At 71.5% G+C, this 13,988-nt stretch carries 12 protein-coding genes; 9 read left to right on the plus strand and 3 right to left on the minus strand.

Features of this window, described 5'->3' with window-relative positions; all coding sequences use genetic code 11:
- Positions 1-49 precede the first annotated feature (49 nt).
- The gene (locus ACNAYW_RS13535; RefSeq protein ID WP_415850207.1) at positions 50-499 is read right to left on the minus strand and encodes an SRPBCC family protein; all 450 of its coding nucleotides are present in this window, start codon (positions 497-499) and stop codon (positions 50-52) included.
- Positions 500-545: 46 nt separating this feature from the next.
- Positions 546-1,832, minus strand: coding sequence for a glutamate-5-semialdehyde dehydrogenase (locus ACNAYW_RS13540; protein ID WP_415850208.1), 1,287 nt, complete (start codon positions 1,830-1,832; stop codon positions 546-548).
- 82 nt (positions 1,833-1,914) lie between these two features.
- Here ACNAYW_RS13540 and ACNAYW_RS13545 point away from each other — a divergent pair, with 82 nt between their 5' ends.
- Positions 1,915-2,619 (plus strand): HNH endonuclease family protein, encoded by a 705-nt coding sequence (locus tag ACNAYW_RS13545; protein ID WP_415850242.1) that lies wholly within the window; start codon positions 1,915-1,917, stop codon positions 2,617-2,619.
- Between the two features lie 13 nt (positions 2,620-2,632).
- Here ACNAYW_RS13545 and ACNAYW_RS13550 read toward each other — a convergent pair whose 3' ends face one another.
- Positions 2,633-3,895, minus strand: coding sequence for an MFS transporter (locus tag ACNAYW_RS13550; RefSeq protein ID WP_415850209.1), 1,263 nt, complete (start codon positions 3,893-3,895; stop codon positions 2,633-2,635).
- A 186-nt stretch (positions 3,896-4,081) separates the two neighbouring features.
- Between ACNAYW_RS13550 and ACNAYW_RS13555 the strand changes: the two genes are divergently transcribed.
- From ACNAYW_RS13555 to ACNAYW_RS13590, 8 genes are read left to right on the plus strand one after another with little or no spacing between them, the layout of a single operon-like run.
- Positions 4,082-4,864 (plus strand): TIGR03084 family metal-binding protein, encoded by a 783-nt coding sequence (locus tag ACNAYW_RS13555; protein WP_415850210.1) that lies wholly within the window; start codon positions 4,082-4,084, stop codon positions 4,862-4,864.
- Positions 4,861-6,603 carry an acyclic terpene utilization AtuA family protein gene (locus ACNAYW_RS13560; RefSeq protein ID WP_415850211.1) on the plus strand — a complete coding sequence of 581 codons (1,743 nt, stop codon included), beginning with the start codon at positions 4,861-4,863 and terminating at the stop codon, positions 6,601-6,603. Before ACNAYW_RS13555 ends, ACNAYW_RS13560 begins: the two co-directional genes overlap by 4 nt.
- The gene (locus ACNAYW_RS13565; RefSeq protein WP_415850212.1) at positions 6,600-7,772 is read left to right on the plus strand and encodes an acyl-CoA dehydrogenase family protein; all 1,173 of its coding nucleotides are present in this window, start codon (positions 6,600-6,602) and stop codon (positions 7,770-7,772) included. The genes ACNAYW_RS13560 and ACNAYW_RS13565 overlap by 4 nt, the downstream gene beginning before the upstream one ends.
- 53 nt (positions 7,773-7,825) lie before the next feature.
- Positions 7,826-9,415: an acyl-CoA carboxylase subunit beta gene (locus ACNAYW_RS13570; RefSeq protein ID WP_415850213.1), complete on the plus strand. Its 1,590-nt coding sequence runs from the start codon at positions 7,826-7,828 to the stop codon at positions 9,413-9,415.
- Between the two features lie 7 nt (positions 9,416-9,422).
- On the plus strand, positions 9,423-11,378 hold the full coding sequence (locus ACNAYW_RS13575; RefSeq protein ID WP_415850214.1) for an acetyl/propionyl/methylcrotonyl-CoA carboxylase subunit alpha: 1,956 nt from the start codon (positions 9,423-9,425) through the stop codon (positions 11,376-11,378).
- Between the two features lie 6 nt (positions 11,379-11,384).
- On the plus strand, positions 11,385-12,554 hold the full coding sequence (locus ACNAYW_RS13580; protein ID WP_415850215.1) for an acyl-CoA dehydrogenase family protein: 1,170 nt from the start codon (positions 11,385-11,387) through the stop codon (positions 12,552-12,554).
- Positions 12,555-12,564: 10 nt separating this feature from the next.
- Complete coding sequence (locus tag ACNAYW_RS13585; protein ID WP_415850216.1) at positions 12,565-13,353, plus strand: enoyl-CoA hydratase family protein; 789 nt, start codon at positions 12,565-12,567, stop codon at positions 13,351-13,353.
- A 10-nt stretch (positions 13,354-13,363) separates the two neighbouring features.
- Positions 13,364-13,978: a TetR/AcrR family transcriptional regulator gene (locus tag ACNAYW_RS13590; protein ID WP_415850217.1), complete on the plus strand. Its 615-nt coding sequence runs from the start codon at positions 13,364-13,366 to the stop codon at positions 13,976-13,978.
- The last annotated feature ends 10 nt before the right edge of the window (positions 13,979-13,988 follow it).

Consider the following 13,988-nt stretch of genomic DNA (forward strand, 5'->3'; position numbering starts at 1 on the left):
AATCTAGCGGTGCCGCCGGGCCCACCGAACGGAGCCCGGCGGCGGACCGTCAGGCGGCGGCCTTGCGCTTCATGACCTCTTTGGTCAGGCCGTTCTTGATGATGTCCATGGCGAGCTTGATGCCCTTCTTCACCACGAAGCCGGGCGCCTTGACCTTGGGGTCGAGGTACATCGTGACCTTGACGTGGGTCTGGTCGTCGCCCTTGGGCGAGAGCTCGTAGATGCCGCCCTGGCTGCGCACGGCGGTGCCCTCGTTGCGGGTGTCCCACTTGCAGCTGACGTCGGTGAAGACGTAGTCGAAGGTCAGGTTGTCGCTGAACATCATGAGACCGACGGAGGCGTCGACCACGCTGGGCCGGCCGTTCGCGTCGCGCTCGACGACCTTGACGTTGCTGTGCGCCGACGACCAGTCCGGCAGGGCCTCGACGTCGGCGAGCGTGTCGATGACCAGCGTGACCGGGGCGTCGATGTCGAATTCGAGGGACTCGTTGATTGCCATGGCGACAACCTACCGGGCCGCGCGCCGGGTGTGAGCGGGGTCGGGATTACCGGGGCCGGACGTGCCCGTCACCCCACGCGATCCACTTGGTGGAGGTGAGTTCCGGGAGGCCCATCGGGCCGCGGGCGTGCAGCTTCTGCGTCGAGATCCCGATCTCGGCGCCGAAGCCGAACTGCTCGCCGTCGGTGAAGGCGGTGGAGGCGTTGACCATGACGGCGGCGGCGTCGACGCGGGTGGTGAAGGCGCGCGCAGCGGCCAGGTCGCCGGTGACGATCGCCTCGGTGTGCCCGGTGCCGTACCGGTCGATGTGCTCGATCGCCTGATCCAGCCCGTCGACGAGCTTCACCGCGATGTCGAGGCTGAGGTACTCGTCGGCCCAGTCGGTCTCGGTGGCGGGCACCATGCCGGTCTCGTCGCCGTGCACGATCACGCCCTCGGCCTGGAAGGTGCCGAGCAGGCGGGGCAGGAAGGTGTCGGCGAGCGCGCGATCCACGAGCACGGTCTCGACGGTGTTGCACACGCTGGGGCGGCGGGTCTTGGCGTTGAGCACGATCTCCTCCGCCATGTCGAGGTCGGCGGCGGGGTGGACGTAGATGTGGCAGTTACCCGTGCCGGTCTCGATGGTGGGCACGGTCGCGTCGCGCACCACGGCCGCGATGAGCCCGGCGCCGCCGCGCGGGATGACCACGTCGACGAGGCCCCGGGCACGGATCAGCGCGGTGACGCTGGCGCGGGAGTCGGCGGAGAGCAGCGCGACCGCGTCGGGCGTGATGCCGCTCGCCGCCAGGGACTCGCGCAGCACGGCCACTAGGGCCGCGTTCGACGAGGCCGCCGAGCTGGACCCGCGCAGCAGCACGGCGTTACCCGACTTGAGGGTGAGCCCGAAGGCGTCGACGGTGACGTTCGGCCGCGCCTCGTAGACGATGCCGACCACGCCGAGCGGCACGGCGACCTGCCGCAGCTCGAGGCCGTTGGGCAGGGTCGATCCGCGCAGGACGTTCCCGACGGGGTCCGGCAGGCCGGCGACCTGGCGCAGGCCGGAGGCGATGCCGTCGACCCGGGCCTCGGTGAGCGCGAGCCGGTCGATGAGCGATTCCTCGGTGCCGGCGGCACGCGCGCGCTCGACGTCCTCGGCGTTCGCCGCGAGGATGCGCTCCTTGTTCGCCAGCAGGGCGTCGGCGGCGGCGTGCAGCGCGGTGTTCTTCTGCTCGGTGGTCAGCGTGATCAGCTGCTTCGAGGCGGCGCGGGCGGCGCGGGCCGCCTCCTCGACCGCGGCGGTCGCGGCCTGCAGTTCGGCGTCGGCGGTGGCGTCGGAGGCGGTGGGCGTGCTCATGGTCCGAGAATACGGGGCCGCAGGAATCGTCGGTGGCCGGTGTTACGTTGCGCTCGTGTCCCGCCGGAGAACCACTCGCAGCCTGTCCAGGCGGTCGTGGCTCGCGCTCGTCCTCGTCACGTCCACGGCCGTCTTCGTCGCGATCGGGGCGTACCTGGACCGGTCCGGCGCCGAGCCCGGCGCCGGCCCGGCGGACCCCTCGACCACGATGTCCGACGGTGCGCCGCTCGCCGGCGTCCGGATCGTCGCCGCCCGCGAACGCGCCCCGCAGCCCTACCGGCGCGCCGCCTTCGGGAAGGCGTGGACCGACGACCAGTCGGCGCCGCTCGGGCACAACGGCTGCGACACCCGCAACGACGTGCTCGACCGCGACCTGAAGGACAAGACCTACGTCCGCACCTCGGCGTGCCCCCGGGCCGTCGCGACGGGCGTACTGGCCGACCCGTACGGCGGCACGACCATCCGCTTCGAGCGCGGCGCGAAGACCTCCGCGAAGGTCCAGATCGACCACGTGATCGCGCTGGCCTACGCCTGGGACATGGGTGCGTGGTCGTGGGACGACGCGAAACGCGCGGCGTTCGCCAACGACCCGCGCAACCTCGTCGCGGTGGACGGTCCGGCGAACGAGAACAAGCGCGACTCTCCGCCGGGCCGTTGGATGCCGTCGAACGAGCGCTTCCACTGCCAGTACGCGCGCCAGTTCTCCTTCGTCGCCCGCGAGTACGGCCTGTCCGTCGACCGCTCCTCCGCGGCCGTCGTCGACCAGGCCGCGAAGAGCTGCTCCTGACACGGCCGGCGGACTACGCCCCGACGGCGCGCGCGGGCACGACCGGCACACCGACCTCCTCGCCGCGACGCGGAACCAGGAGGCAAGCCGCCCCGCCCGCGGCGGCGACCGCTCCGAACATCACCGCGATCCCCGCGAACGAGACGCCCGCGGTGAGCAGCACACCGCCCACCAGCGGGCCGGTCACTGCGCCGAGCCGGCCGATCCCGGTGCTGATCCCGAGCGCGGATGCGCGCACCTCCGCAGGGTAGTACGTGGCTACGTAGCCGAAGAGCACGATCTGTGTGCCGATCGAACCCGCGCCCGCGAACAGCACGACGACGTACATCACGGCGGTACCCGGCATCATCGCCATCCCGCCGATCGCGCAGGCGGCGACCACGAAGTACACGGCGCCCACGATCCGGTTCCCGTACCGGTCGGCCAGCACGGCGCCGATGACGCCGCCGACGACCGCCCCGACGTTGAGCAGCACCTGAAAAGTCAGGGCGGAGCCGAGGCTGTAGCCGGCCTTGCGCATCATCTCGGGCAACCAGGTGTTGAGCCCGAACACCAGTAGGAAGCCCGCGAAGTTGGCGACCGCGAACAGGCTCAGCGCAACCGCTGCGGACCCGGACCCGAGCCGGCGCACCACGCCGGGCTCCCCCTCCGCCCCACGGGCCGCGTGTCCGGAGTGGGCGGTCGCCGGAGCCGTCTCCGGGATCACCTTCCAGGCCACCGGCACGACCAACACCAGGGCCGAAGCCCCGATCGCCCAGAGTCCACGGAACCCGATCGCGTCCCCGAACCACAGCGCGCACAGGGCTGCGATGATCCCGCCGACCGGGAGGCCCGCGAGCATCAGCGCGTTGAGCAGGTTCTTCTCCCGCGGACGCGCCACCTCGACCACGAGCGCGATCGCGACCGGCGCCACTCCGCCGAACCCGAGGCCCGCGACGAAGCGGAACACTCCGAGGAGGGCGGGGGTCGGCGCCAGCGCGACCGCGATCATCGCCGCCGAGTACCAGACCAGGCACCCGATGAACAGCTTCCGCCGACCGAACCGATCGGTGAGAGTGCCGGCGAGGATCGCCCCGAAGAACATGCCCATCAGCGCATAGCTCCCGATGGCCCCCGCTTCGGCGCGGGTGAGGCCCCACGGCTCGTACGCGAGTACCGCCGGGATGGTCGACCCGTACACGATCAGGTCGTAGCCGTCGTACACGATCGCGGCGAAACACACCGCGACGACCGCGTACCGGCGGCGGGAATCGGAGAGAGATGAACTGTTGGCCATGAGGCTCCTCAACGCCTGATATCGACACGCACGTCGTATTTTCGCCGTGTGCGTTGGAAGCATCTCAGCGCGCCGGCTACATGTCAACAGATTCGTCGTTTTTTCAACATCACCGTCACCTAGACCTGGATAGGCAAACAAGCATTGCTGCTTGTTTTTTTCGTCACCGGCTGACAGAGTGTGGGCGTGCCCACTTCAGCCCCCGTGTTCGACGCGCTCGAGTCCACCTCGGCCGCCGTCGCCGCCATCGCGGATTCGCTCCCCGACTGGTCGATCTCCACGCCCGCCGAGGGCTGGACCGTCGCCCATCAGGTCGCCCACCTGGCCTGGACCGACGAGGTCTCGCTCGTCTCCGCGACCGATCCCGACGGCTTCGCCGCGATCCTGAGGGACGCGATGCAGGACCCGATGGGCTTCGTCGACGCCGGCGCCGCCGAGCTGGCCGCGGACCCCGACCTTCGCGCCCGCTGGGATCGCGCCCGCGCCGCCCTCGCCGTCGCGCTCCGCGAGGCCGATCCCGGCACGCCGCTCCCCTGGTTCGGCCCGCCCATGCGGCCCGCCACCATGGCCAACGCCCGCCTCATGGAGACCTGGGCGCACGGCCTCGACATCGCCGACGCCGCCGGCACCGAGCTCGACACCCCCGAGGCGCTTCCCCACGTCGCCAAGATCGCCTACAAGACCCGGGATTTCGCGTACACCGTGAACGGCGAGACGCCGCCCTCCGAACCCTTCGACGTCTTCCTCGTCGCCGCCGACGGCTCCGAGGTCTGCTTCGGCCCCGGCGACGCCGCACAGCACGTGAACGGCTCGCTCGAGGACTTCTGCCGGCTCGCGACCCAGCGCGTCAACGTCGCCGATACCGATCTCGTCGCCACGGGCGCGGACGCCGCGCACTGGCTCACCATCGCGCAATGCTTCGCCGGGGCCCCCGGCGCCGGCCGCGCCCCGCAGGAGGGACGTCCATGACCCGCACCATCAGCATCGCCAACGTCTCCGGCTTCTACGGCGACCGCGCGGCCGCGATCGGCGAGATGCTCGCCGGGCCGCGCGTCGACTACATCACCGGCGACTACCTCGCCGAGCTCACCATGCTCATCCTCGGCCGCGACCGCCTCAAGGACGCGGACCTCGGCTACGCCAAGACCTTCCTGCGGCACCTGACCCCGCACCTCGGCCTGCTCGCCGAGCGCGGCACCAAGGTCGTCGTCAACGCCGGCGGCCTCAACCCGGGCGGCCTCGCCGCCGCCGTCGAGAAGGCCGTCGCCGAGTCCGGCACCGACCTCAAGGTCGGCTGGGTCGACGGTGACGATCTCCTCGCCCGGTCCGCCGAGCTCGGCGTGCCCAACGCGGTGACCGCCAACGCCTACCTCGGCGCCTTCGGCATCGCCGACTGCCTCGCTGCGGGCGCCGACATCGTCATCACCGGCCGCGTCACCGACGCCTCCGTCATCCTCGGCCCCGCCATCGCCGAGTTCGGCTGGCAGCGCACCGACTTCGACGCGCTCGCCGGCGCCGTCGCCGCGGGCCACATCATCGAGTGCGGCACCCAGGCCACCGGCGGCAACTACGCCTTCTTCGACCGGCACCCGATCGAGCAGCTGCTGCACCCCGGCTTCCCCATCGCCGAGATCGCCGCCGACGGCTCCTTCGCCATCACCAAGCAGCCGGGCACGGGCGGCGTCGTCGAGGTCGGCACCGTCACCGCGCAGCTGCTCTACGAGGTCACCGGCCAGCGGTACGCGAACCCGGATGTCACGCTGCGGCTCGATTCGATGACCCTCGCCCAGGACGGCCCGGACCGGGTCACCGTGCGCGGCGTCCGCGGCGAGGCACCGTCGACCACCACCAAGGTCGCGACCACCACGCTGGGCGGCTTCCGCAACGAGATCGCCTTCCTGCTCACGGGCATCGACGTCGAGCGCAAGGCCGCGCTACTGGAGGCACAGCTCCGCGACGCGCTCGACCGCAGCGGCGGCGCGCCGGCGGACCTGCAGTTCCGCCTCGCGCGCACGGACCACCCCGATGCGCCCACCGAGGCGGCCGCCTCGGCCACCCTGACCGCGGTGGCGTGGGACGCCGACCCGAACCGCGTCGGCCGCGCCTTCAGCTCCGCCGCCGTGGAACTGGCGCTCGCCACCTACCCCGGCGCCTCCCCGATGGCGCCGCCGTCGAGTGGTGGCCCGTACGGCGTGTACCGGGCCGTGTACGTGCCCAACGGCGACGTCCCGCACCGGGCCCACCGGCCCGACGGCACCGTCGTCGAGATCGCGCCACCGGACGTGGTCCAGGAGCTCGCCGTCGACCCCTCCCAGCCCGGCGACGACGGCACGATCCCGGCCGGCCCGACGGTCCGCGTCCCGCTCGGGACCGTCTTCGGCGCGCGCAGCGGCGACAAGGGCGGCAGCGCCAACGTCGGCGTCTGGGCGGAGTCCGACGCGGCCTACGAATGGCTGCGCAGTAATCTGACCGAACAGGCTCTGCGGGAACTCCTTCCGGAGACCGCGGACCTCCCCGTGCGGCGCTACGAGCTGCCCAACCTCAAGGCCCTCAACTTCGTCATCGAGGACCTGCTCGGGAAGGGCGTCGCGCACGGCTACCGGTTCGACCCGCAGGCCAAGGGGGTCGGCGAGTGGCTCCGTGGCCGCTACATCGACCTGCCCGCGGGGCTGCTGCCCGCGAGCCACAGCACGAAGGAGATCGCATGACCGGCCTGTGGGAGTCCGAGGAGCGGCTCGCGCTGCGCAAGACGGTGACGGCGTTCACCGAGCGCGAGATCCTGCCGGACCTCGACGATTGGGAGGCCGGCGGCCTGCTGCCCCGCGAGCTCCACAAGAAGGCCGGCGATCTCGGCCTGCTCGGCGTCTCGTTCCCCGAGTCGGTCGGCGGCGGGGGCGGTGACCCGCGCGATGCGCTCATCGTGTGCGAGGCGATGCACGAGGCCGGCGGCTCCGGCGGCCTGTTCGCCTCGTTGTTCACCTGCGGGATCTCGGTGCCGCACATCATCCTCGCCGGTACCGACGAGCAGAAGCAGAAGTGGGTCGCACCCGTCCTCGCCGGCGAGAAGATCAGCTCGCTCGCCATCACCGAGCCGGGCGGCGGCTCCGACGTGGGCCACCTGACGACCACCGCGCGCAAGGACGGCGATCACTACATCGTCAACGGCGCCAAGACCTTCATCACGTCCGGGATCCGCGCCGACTGGGTCGTCACCGCGGTCCGCACCGGCGGCGACGGGGCGGGCGGCATCAGCCTGCTCGTGATCCCCAAGGGCCTGGACGGTTTCGAGGTGAGTGCCCCGCTGAAGAAGATGGGCTGGCACGCCTCGGACACCGCCGAGCTCTCCTTCACCGACGTCCGCGTGCCGGCCGAGAACCTCATCGGCCCCGAGGGCAGCGGCTTCCTCCTCATCGGCGCGGCGTTCGTCACCGAGCGCCTCGCGCTCGCGGTGCAGGCCTACTCGCACGCGCAGCGCTGCCTCGACCTCACGCTCGACTGGGTGCGTGGCCGCGAGACTTTCGGCGCGCCGCTCATCACTCGGCAGGCCGTGCAGAACACCGTGACCGAGATGCGGCGCAGGATCGAGGTGGCCCGCGTCTACAGCCGGCACGTCGCCGACCTGTACACCGAGGCGCTGGAATCCGGCGGCCCGGCGGCGGCCGCCGAGCTCGTGCCCCAGGCCTGCTTCGCGAAGAATACCGCCGTCGAGTGCGGCGAATGGGTCGCGAACGAGGCCGTGCAGCTCTTCGGCGGCCACGGCTACATGTCCGAGTACGAGGTGTCCCGGCACTACCGCGACGTCCGCATCCTCGGCATCGGCGGCGGCACCACCCAGATCCTCACCACGCTCGCGGCCAACCGCCTCGGCTACAAGTGATCCCCCACCCAGGCACCCCGCTCCGCCACCGACGAAGGCAAAGGAACACACTCATGACGGTGCTCCGCAGCACCCCGGCCCCCGACGCGGCCGCGTACCGCAAGACCATGCTCGACAAGCTGGCCGACCTCACGACCGAGTTCGACAAGGCCCTGGCGGGCGGCGGCGAGAAGTACGTCGAGCGGCACCGTCAGCGCGGCAAGCTCACGGCCCGGGAGCGCATCGACAGCGTGCTCGATCCGGCGTCCCCGTTCCTCGAGCTGATGCCGCTCGCCGCTTGGGGCAGCGACTTCCAGGTGGGCGCCTCCCTCGTCGGCGGCATCGGCGTGGTGGAGGGTGTCGAGGTGATGGTCGTGGCCAACGATCCCACCGTCAAGGGCGGCACGTCCAACCCGTGGACGCTGCGCAAGTCGCTGCGCCTCAACGACATCGCGAAGGAGAACCGCCTGCCGGTGCTCTCGCTGGTCGAGTCCGGCGGCGCCGATCTCCCCACGCAGAAGGAGGTGTTCGTCCCCGGCGGTGCGATGTTCCGCAACCTCACGCAGCTGTCGAAGGCGGGCATCCCCACGATCTCCGTCGTGTACGGCAATTCCACCGCGGGTGGCGCGTACATCCCCGGCATGAGCGATCACGTCGTGATGATCAAGGAGCGCTCCAAGGTCTTCCTGGCGGGTCCTCCCCTGGTGAAGGCCGCGACCGGCGAGATCTCCGACGACGAGACGCTCGGCGGCGCCGAGATGCACTCGCGCACCTCGGGTCTCGGCGACTATCTGGCCAGCGACGAGCTGGACGCGGCGCGGATCGCTCGCTCGATCGTCAAGCGGCTCAACTGGCGCAAGCAGGGCACGGCACCGTCGAGCCTGGTCAAGCCCCCGCGCTACGACGCCGAGGGTCTGCTCGACATCGTCCCGGACGATCTGAAGATCCCCTTCGACCCGCGGGAGATCATCGCCCACATCGTCGACGACTCCGACTACGACGAGTTCAAGCCGCTCTACGGCGGGTCGCTCACCACCGGGTGGGCCGACCTGCACGGCTACCCCATCGGCATCCTCGCCAACGCCCGTGGCGTCCTCTTCTCCGAGGAGGCGCAGAAGGCCACGCAGTTCATCCAGTTGGCGAACCGCTACGACACGCCACTGCTGTTCATCCACAACACCACCGGCTACATGGTGGGCGCGGAGTACGAGCGCGGCGGCATGATCAAGCACGGCTCGATGATGATCAACGCCGTCTCCAACTCGGAGGTGCCGCACCTGTCGCTCATCGCGGGCGCCTCCTACGGTGCCGGTCACTACGGTATGGCCGGCCGCGCCTTCAACCCCCGGTTCCTGTTCTCCTGGCCCAGTGCGCGCTCGGCGGTCATGGGCGCCAAGCAGCTCGCCGATGTGGTCACCGAGGTCGCCGCGGCCTCCGCCGCATCCCGTGGCCAGGCCATGGATCCCGCCTTCGTCGACGGCATGCGCACGGCCATCGAGAGCCAGATCGACAAGGAGTCCCTGCCGGCCTTCATGTCCGGGATGCTCTACGACGACGGCATCATCGACCCCCGCGACACCCGCACGGTGCTCGGCATGGCCCTCTCGGCCATCAACAACGGCCCCGTCCACGGCACCGACGCCTTCGGCGTCTTCCGGATGTGAGGAAAGCATGACTTCGTTCGATTCCGTCCTCGTCGCGAACCGCGGCGAGATCGCCCGGCGCGTCATCGCGGCGGCCCACGCCCGCGGCCTGCGTGCCGTGGCCGTCTACTCCGACCCCGACGCGAACGCGCCGCACGTCGCCGAGGCCGACGAGGCCGTGCGCCTCCCCGGCGAGTCCCCCGCCGACACGTACCTGCAGGGCGAGAAGATCATCGCCGCGGCGAAGGCCACCGGCGCGCAGGCGATCCACCCCGGGTACGGCTTCCTCTCCGAGAACGCCGAGTTCGCCGCCGCGGTGCAGGCCGCCGGCATCGTCTGGATCGGCCCCTCCCCCGAGGCCATCACCGCCATGGGGTCCAAGGTCGCCGCGAAGGCCCGGCTCGCCGAGGCCGGCGTGCCGATGCTCACGAACCTCACCCCGGACCAGGTGTCCGACAGCGACTTCCCCGTGCTCGTGAAGGCCTCCGCCGGCGGCGGCGGCCGCGGCATGCGCGTGGTCCGCACCCGCGCCGAGCTGCAGGACAACCTGGACGCGGCGGAACGCGAGGCGAAGTCGGCGTTCGGCGACGGCACCGTCTTCTGTGAGCGATACCTCGAGCGCGGTCGGCACATCGAGGTCCAGGTGATGGCCGACTCGCAGGGCACCGTCTGGGCCGTGGGCGAGCGCGAGTGCTCGATCCAGCGCCGGCACCAGAAGGTGCTCGAGGAGGCCCCGTCGCCGCTCGTCGAGCGCCACCCGGCGATGCGCACCGCCCTGTACGAGGCGGCGGCCAACGCCGCCAAGGCCATCGGTTACACCGGCGCCGGCACCGTCGAGTTCCTCGCGACCGACGCCGGCGAGTTCTTCTTCCTCGAGGTGAACACGCGCCTCCAGGTGGAGCACCCGGTCACGGAGGCCACCACCGGCCTCGACCTGGTGGGCCTGCAGTTCGACGTGGCCGCCGGCCTGCCGCTGCCGTCGACCGAGCCGCCCGCCACGCGCGGCTGGGCCATCGAGGCCCGGCTGTACGCCGAGGACCCCGCCAACGACTGGCGCCCCGCCGCGGGCACCGTGCACCGCTTCGAGGTGCCGGGCGTCGTGAGTGAGTTCTCGGGGCCGGACCGCCCCGGCATCCGGCTCGACAGCGCCCTCGCCCCGCGCGACAGCGTCGTCGAGGTCTTCTACGATCCGATGCTCGCCAAGGTGATCGGCTTCGCGCCCACCCGCGCGCAGGCACTCGCGATCACCGAGGCCGCGCTGCGCAAGTCGGTGATCCACGGCGTCACCACGAACCGCGACCTGCTGGTGCGGATCCTCGCCGATACCGACTTCAAGGCCGGCGATTTCGCGACCGACTTCCTCACCGGCGAGCGGCTGGAACGCCTGGCCGCACCCCTGCTGGACGAGGCCGAGCTCACGGAGGCCGCCTCGGCCGCCGGAGCGGTGCTGGATCGACGGGGCGCCGCCGCGAGCCCGCTGCCGCACGTCGCGCCCGGCTGGCGCAACCTCGGCTCGCGAACTCTGGTGCCCGAGTTCCGCACCGCCGACGAGCGGGAGTTCCGCGCCGACGGCGGGCAGGTCGCGACCGTCGTCGACGACGGTGACCGCGCGACGGTCGCCGTCGAGCGCGACGGGATCCGGCGCACCGTCGCCGTCACCGCCTATCCCGGCGATCGGACCGTGGTGGAGGTGGAGACGGCGCGCGGCGCTGCGACGCTGACGCTCGTCGACCCGCTGCCCTCGGCGGACGCCGCCGCGGCTGCGGGCTCACTGCTCGCCCCGATGCCCGGCGTCATCACCCGGATCGGCGCGCAGGAGGGCGATTCCGTGACCGCCGGGCAGCCCGTGCTGTGGATGGAGGCGATGAAGATGGAGCACGCCATCTCCGCCCCCGCCGACGGCGTGATCACCTCCATCGCCGTCGAGGTGGGCCAGAACATCGATGCCGGCGCCGTCGTCGCCGTGCTGGAAGACCAGGAGTAGGAACACATGAGCATCGCAATGGACGTCATCGAGTCCGAGGAGCGCCAGGCGCTCCGCACGACCGTCTCCGAGCTCGGTAAGAAGTTCGGCCCCGAGTACATGCGCGAGAAGATCGCCGCGGGCGAGGGCCCGACCGAGCTGTGGAAGGCCGCGGGCGACCTCGGCCTCATCGGCGTGAACATCGCCGAGCAGTACGGCGGCGGCGGCGCCGGCATGTACGAGCTGGGCATCGTCGGCGAGGAGCTGGCCGCAGTCGGTTCGTCGTTGCTCATGCTGGTGGTCTCCCCCGCCATCAACGGCACCATCATCTCCCGGTTCGGCACCGAGGAGCAGAAGCAGCGCTGGCTGCCGGGCATCGCCTCCGGCGAGACCATCGCCGCGTTCGCCATCACCGAGCCCGACGCGGGCAGCAACAGCCACCGGATCACCACCACCGCACGCCGCGACGGCTCCGACTGGATCATCTCGGGCCAGAAGACCTTCATCTCCGGTATCGAGCTGGCCGACGTGATCCTCGTGGTCTCGCGCAGCGAGGACGCCAAGACCGGCAAGCTGCGCCCCGCGCTGTTCCTCATGCCCACCGATTCCCCCGGCCTGCAGAAGACGAAGATCCCCATGGAGGTGGGCCTGCCGGAGTCGCAGTGGACGCTGTTCTTCGACGACGTGCGCCTGCCGGCCGAGGCGCTCGTCGGCGAGCCCGACGCCGCCATCGCGCAGCTCTTCGCCGGGCTCAACCCCGAGCGCATCATGGCCGCGGCCGGTTCGGTGGGCTCGGCCCGCTACGCGATCGACCGCGCGGTGGCGTACGCCAAGGAGCGCACCGTGTTCAAGGTGCCGATCGGCGCGCACCAGGCCATCGCCCACCCGCTCGCCGAGCTGAAGGTGGAGACCGAGCTGGCGAAGCTGATGCTGCAGAAGGCCGCGACGTTGTACGACGCGGGACAGGAGTTCGCCGCCGCCGAGGCCGCGAACATGGCGAAGTTCGCCGGCGGCGAAGCCGGCGCGAAGGCCGTCGACCGTGCGATCCACTCGCTCGGCGGCAATGGCCTCACCACCGAGTACGGCCTGGCGCAGATGCTGGTGGCCTCGCGCCTGTTCCGGATCGCCCCGGTCAGCCGCGAGATGGTGCTCAACTTCATCTCCGAGCACTCGCTCGGCCTGCCCAAGAGCTACTAGGAGGCGCTCGATGACCGACGACTCCCTGGTCCGATACGAGACGCGCGGCGGTGCGGCGTATCTCACGATCGACAGCCCGCACAACCGGAACGCGATCTCGCAGCGGCTGCTCGCCGACCTGAGCGCCGGCCTGGAGCGGGCGGCCGCGGACGATGCGGCCCGCGCCGTGGTGCTCACGCACACCGGCACGACGTTCTGCGCGGGCGCGGACCTCAAGGAGGCGGCGGCCAACGGCGCCGGCTCGGACCCGAAGTCGCGCACGCTGGCCATGATCGGTGCCATGCGCGGCATCATCGAATGCCCGAAGCCGGTGATCGCCCAGGTCGACGGACACGTCCGGGCCGGCGGCTTCGGCCTCATCGGCTCCTGCGACTTCGTCTTCGCCGGGCCCGGGGCGTCGTTCGCGGTCACGGAGACGCGGATCGGCGTGGCACCGGCGATGGTCTCGCTGGTCCTGCTGCCGCACCTGCCCTCCCGGGTCGCCTCCACCCTGCTGCTCACGGGCCGCAAGTTCGACGGTGCCGAGGCCGCCGGGTACGGCCTCATCACCGCGGCGGTCGCGGATCCCGCGGCCGCGGTCGCCGAGCAGCTCGCCGAGCTGCAGCTGTGCAGCCCGCAGGGCCTGCGCGAGACGAAGCAGATCCTGTGGCACGACGTGCTGCGCTCCTTCGACGAGCGTGCCGACGCCCTCGGCGAGCAGTCCGCGCGGCTGTTCGGCTCCGCCGAATCCGTCGAGGGGATCACCGCGTTCCTGCAGAAGCGCGCGCCGAGCTGGGCCGAACCGGTAGCGGCGGAATAGGCTGCATCCGATGACTCCCCTCCGCCCGCCCATCCGCGCCCCCCAACAGTCCCGCAGCCGGGAGACCCGGCAGCGCCTGTTGGAGACCACCATCGCGTCGCTCGCCGCACGCGGGTGGACCGCCACCACGGTGGGCAGCGTGGCGCGGCAGGCGGGGGTCTCGCGCGGCGCCGCGCAGCACCACTTCCCCACGCGGGAGGACCTGATCAGTGCCGCGCTGGAGTACATGGGCGAGCAGCGGCTCGCGCAGGTGGCGCAGGCGGGTGCGGCGGTGCCCGCCGGCCCCGACCGCCCGTACGCGGTGGCCCGGCTCATCGTCGAGTACTACACGGACGACCTGTTCAAGGCCGCCCTGCACGTGTGGACGGCCGCCGCGAGCGACGACGCCCTGCGCGAGCGGATGCTGCCCTTCGAGAACAAGCACTCCCGCGAGGTCTTCGCCCTCGCCATGCGCCTGCTCGGCGTGGACCGGGACGACGACGAGGCCCGCCGCGCGGTGCAGGCGACGCTCGACCTCGCCCGCGGCCTCGGCCTCGCGGACCTGCTCTCCGACGACGAGGCCCGGCGCGAGCAGGTCGTCGACTTCTGGGGCCGGCAGCTGGCATCCGTCTTCGCGGCACGCTGAGCCGGTCGCT

It is taken from the genome of Tsukamurella ocularis (genome assembly GCF_965138335.1).
Lineage (GTDB): Bacteria > Actinomycetota > Actinomycetes > Mycobacteriales > Mycobacteriaceae > Tsukamurella > Tsukamurella ocularis_A.

Excerpts from the sequence above, each read along its gene's own strand:
- ACNAYW_RS13535 (WP_415850207.1), bottom strand. The coding sequence starts at position 499 with ATGGCAATCAACGAGTCCCTCGAATTCGACATCGACGCCCCGGTCACG.
- ACNAYW_RS13540 (WP_415850208.1), bottom strand. The coding sequence starts at position 1,832 with ATGAGCACGCCCACCGCCTCCGACGCCACCGCCGACGCCGAACTGCAG.
- ACNAYW_RS13550 (WP_415850209.1), bottom strand. The coding sequence starts at position 3,895 with ATGGCCAACAGTTCATCTCTCTCCGATTCCCGCCGCCGGTACGCGGTC.
- ACNAYW_RS13560 (WP_415850211.1), top strand. The coding sequence starts at position 4,861 with ATGACCCGCACCATCAGCATCGCCAACGTCTCCGGCTTCTACGGCGAC.
- ACNAYW_RS13565 (WP_415850212.1), top strand. The coding sequence starts at position 6,600 with ATGACCGGCCTGTGGGAGTCCGAGGAGCGGCTCGCGCTGCGCAAGACG.
- ACNAYW_RS13570 (WP_415850213.1), top strand. The coding sequence starts at position 7,826 with ATGACGGTGCTCCGCAGCACCCCGGCCCCCGACGCGGCCGCGTACCGC.
- ACNAYW_RS13575 (WP_415850214.1), top strand. The coding sequence starts at position 9,423 with ATGACTTCGTTCGATTCCGTCCTCGTCGCGAACCGCGGCGAGATCGCC.
- ACNAYW_RS13580 (WP_415850215.1), top strand. The coding sequence starts at position 11,385 with ATGAGCATCGCAATGGACGTCATCGAGTCCGAGGAGCGCCAGGCGCTC.
- ACNAYW_RS13585 (WP_415850216.1), top strand. The coding sequence starts at position 12,565 with ATGACCGACGACTCCCTGGTCCGATACGAGACGCGCGGCGGTGCGGCG.
- ACNAYW_RS13590 (WP_415850217.1), top strand. The coding sequence starts at position 13,364 with ATGACTCCCCTCCGCCCGCCCATCCGCGCCCCCCAACAGTCCCGCAGC.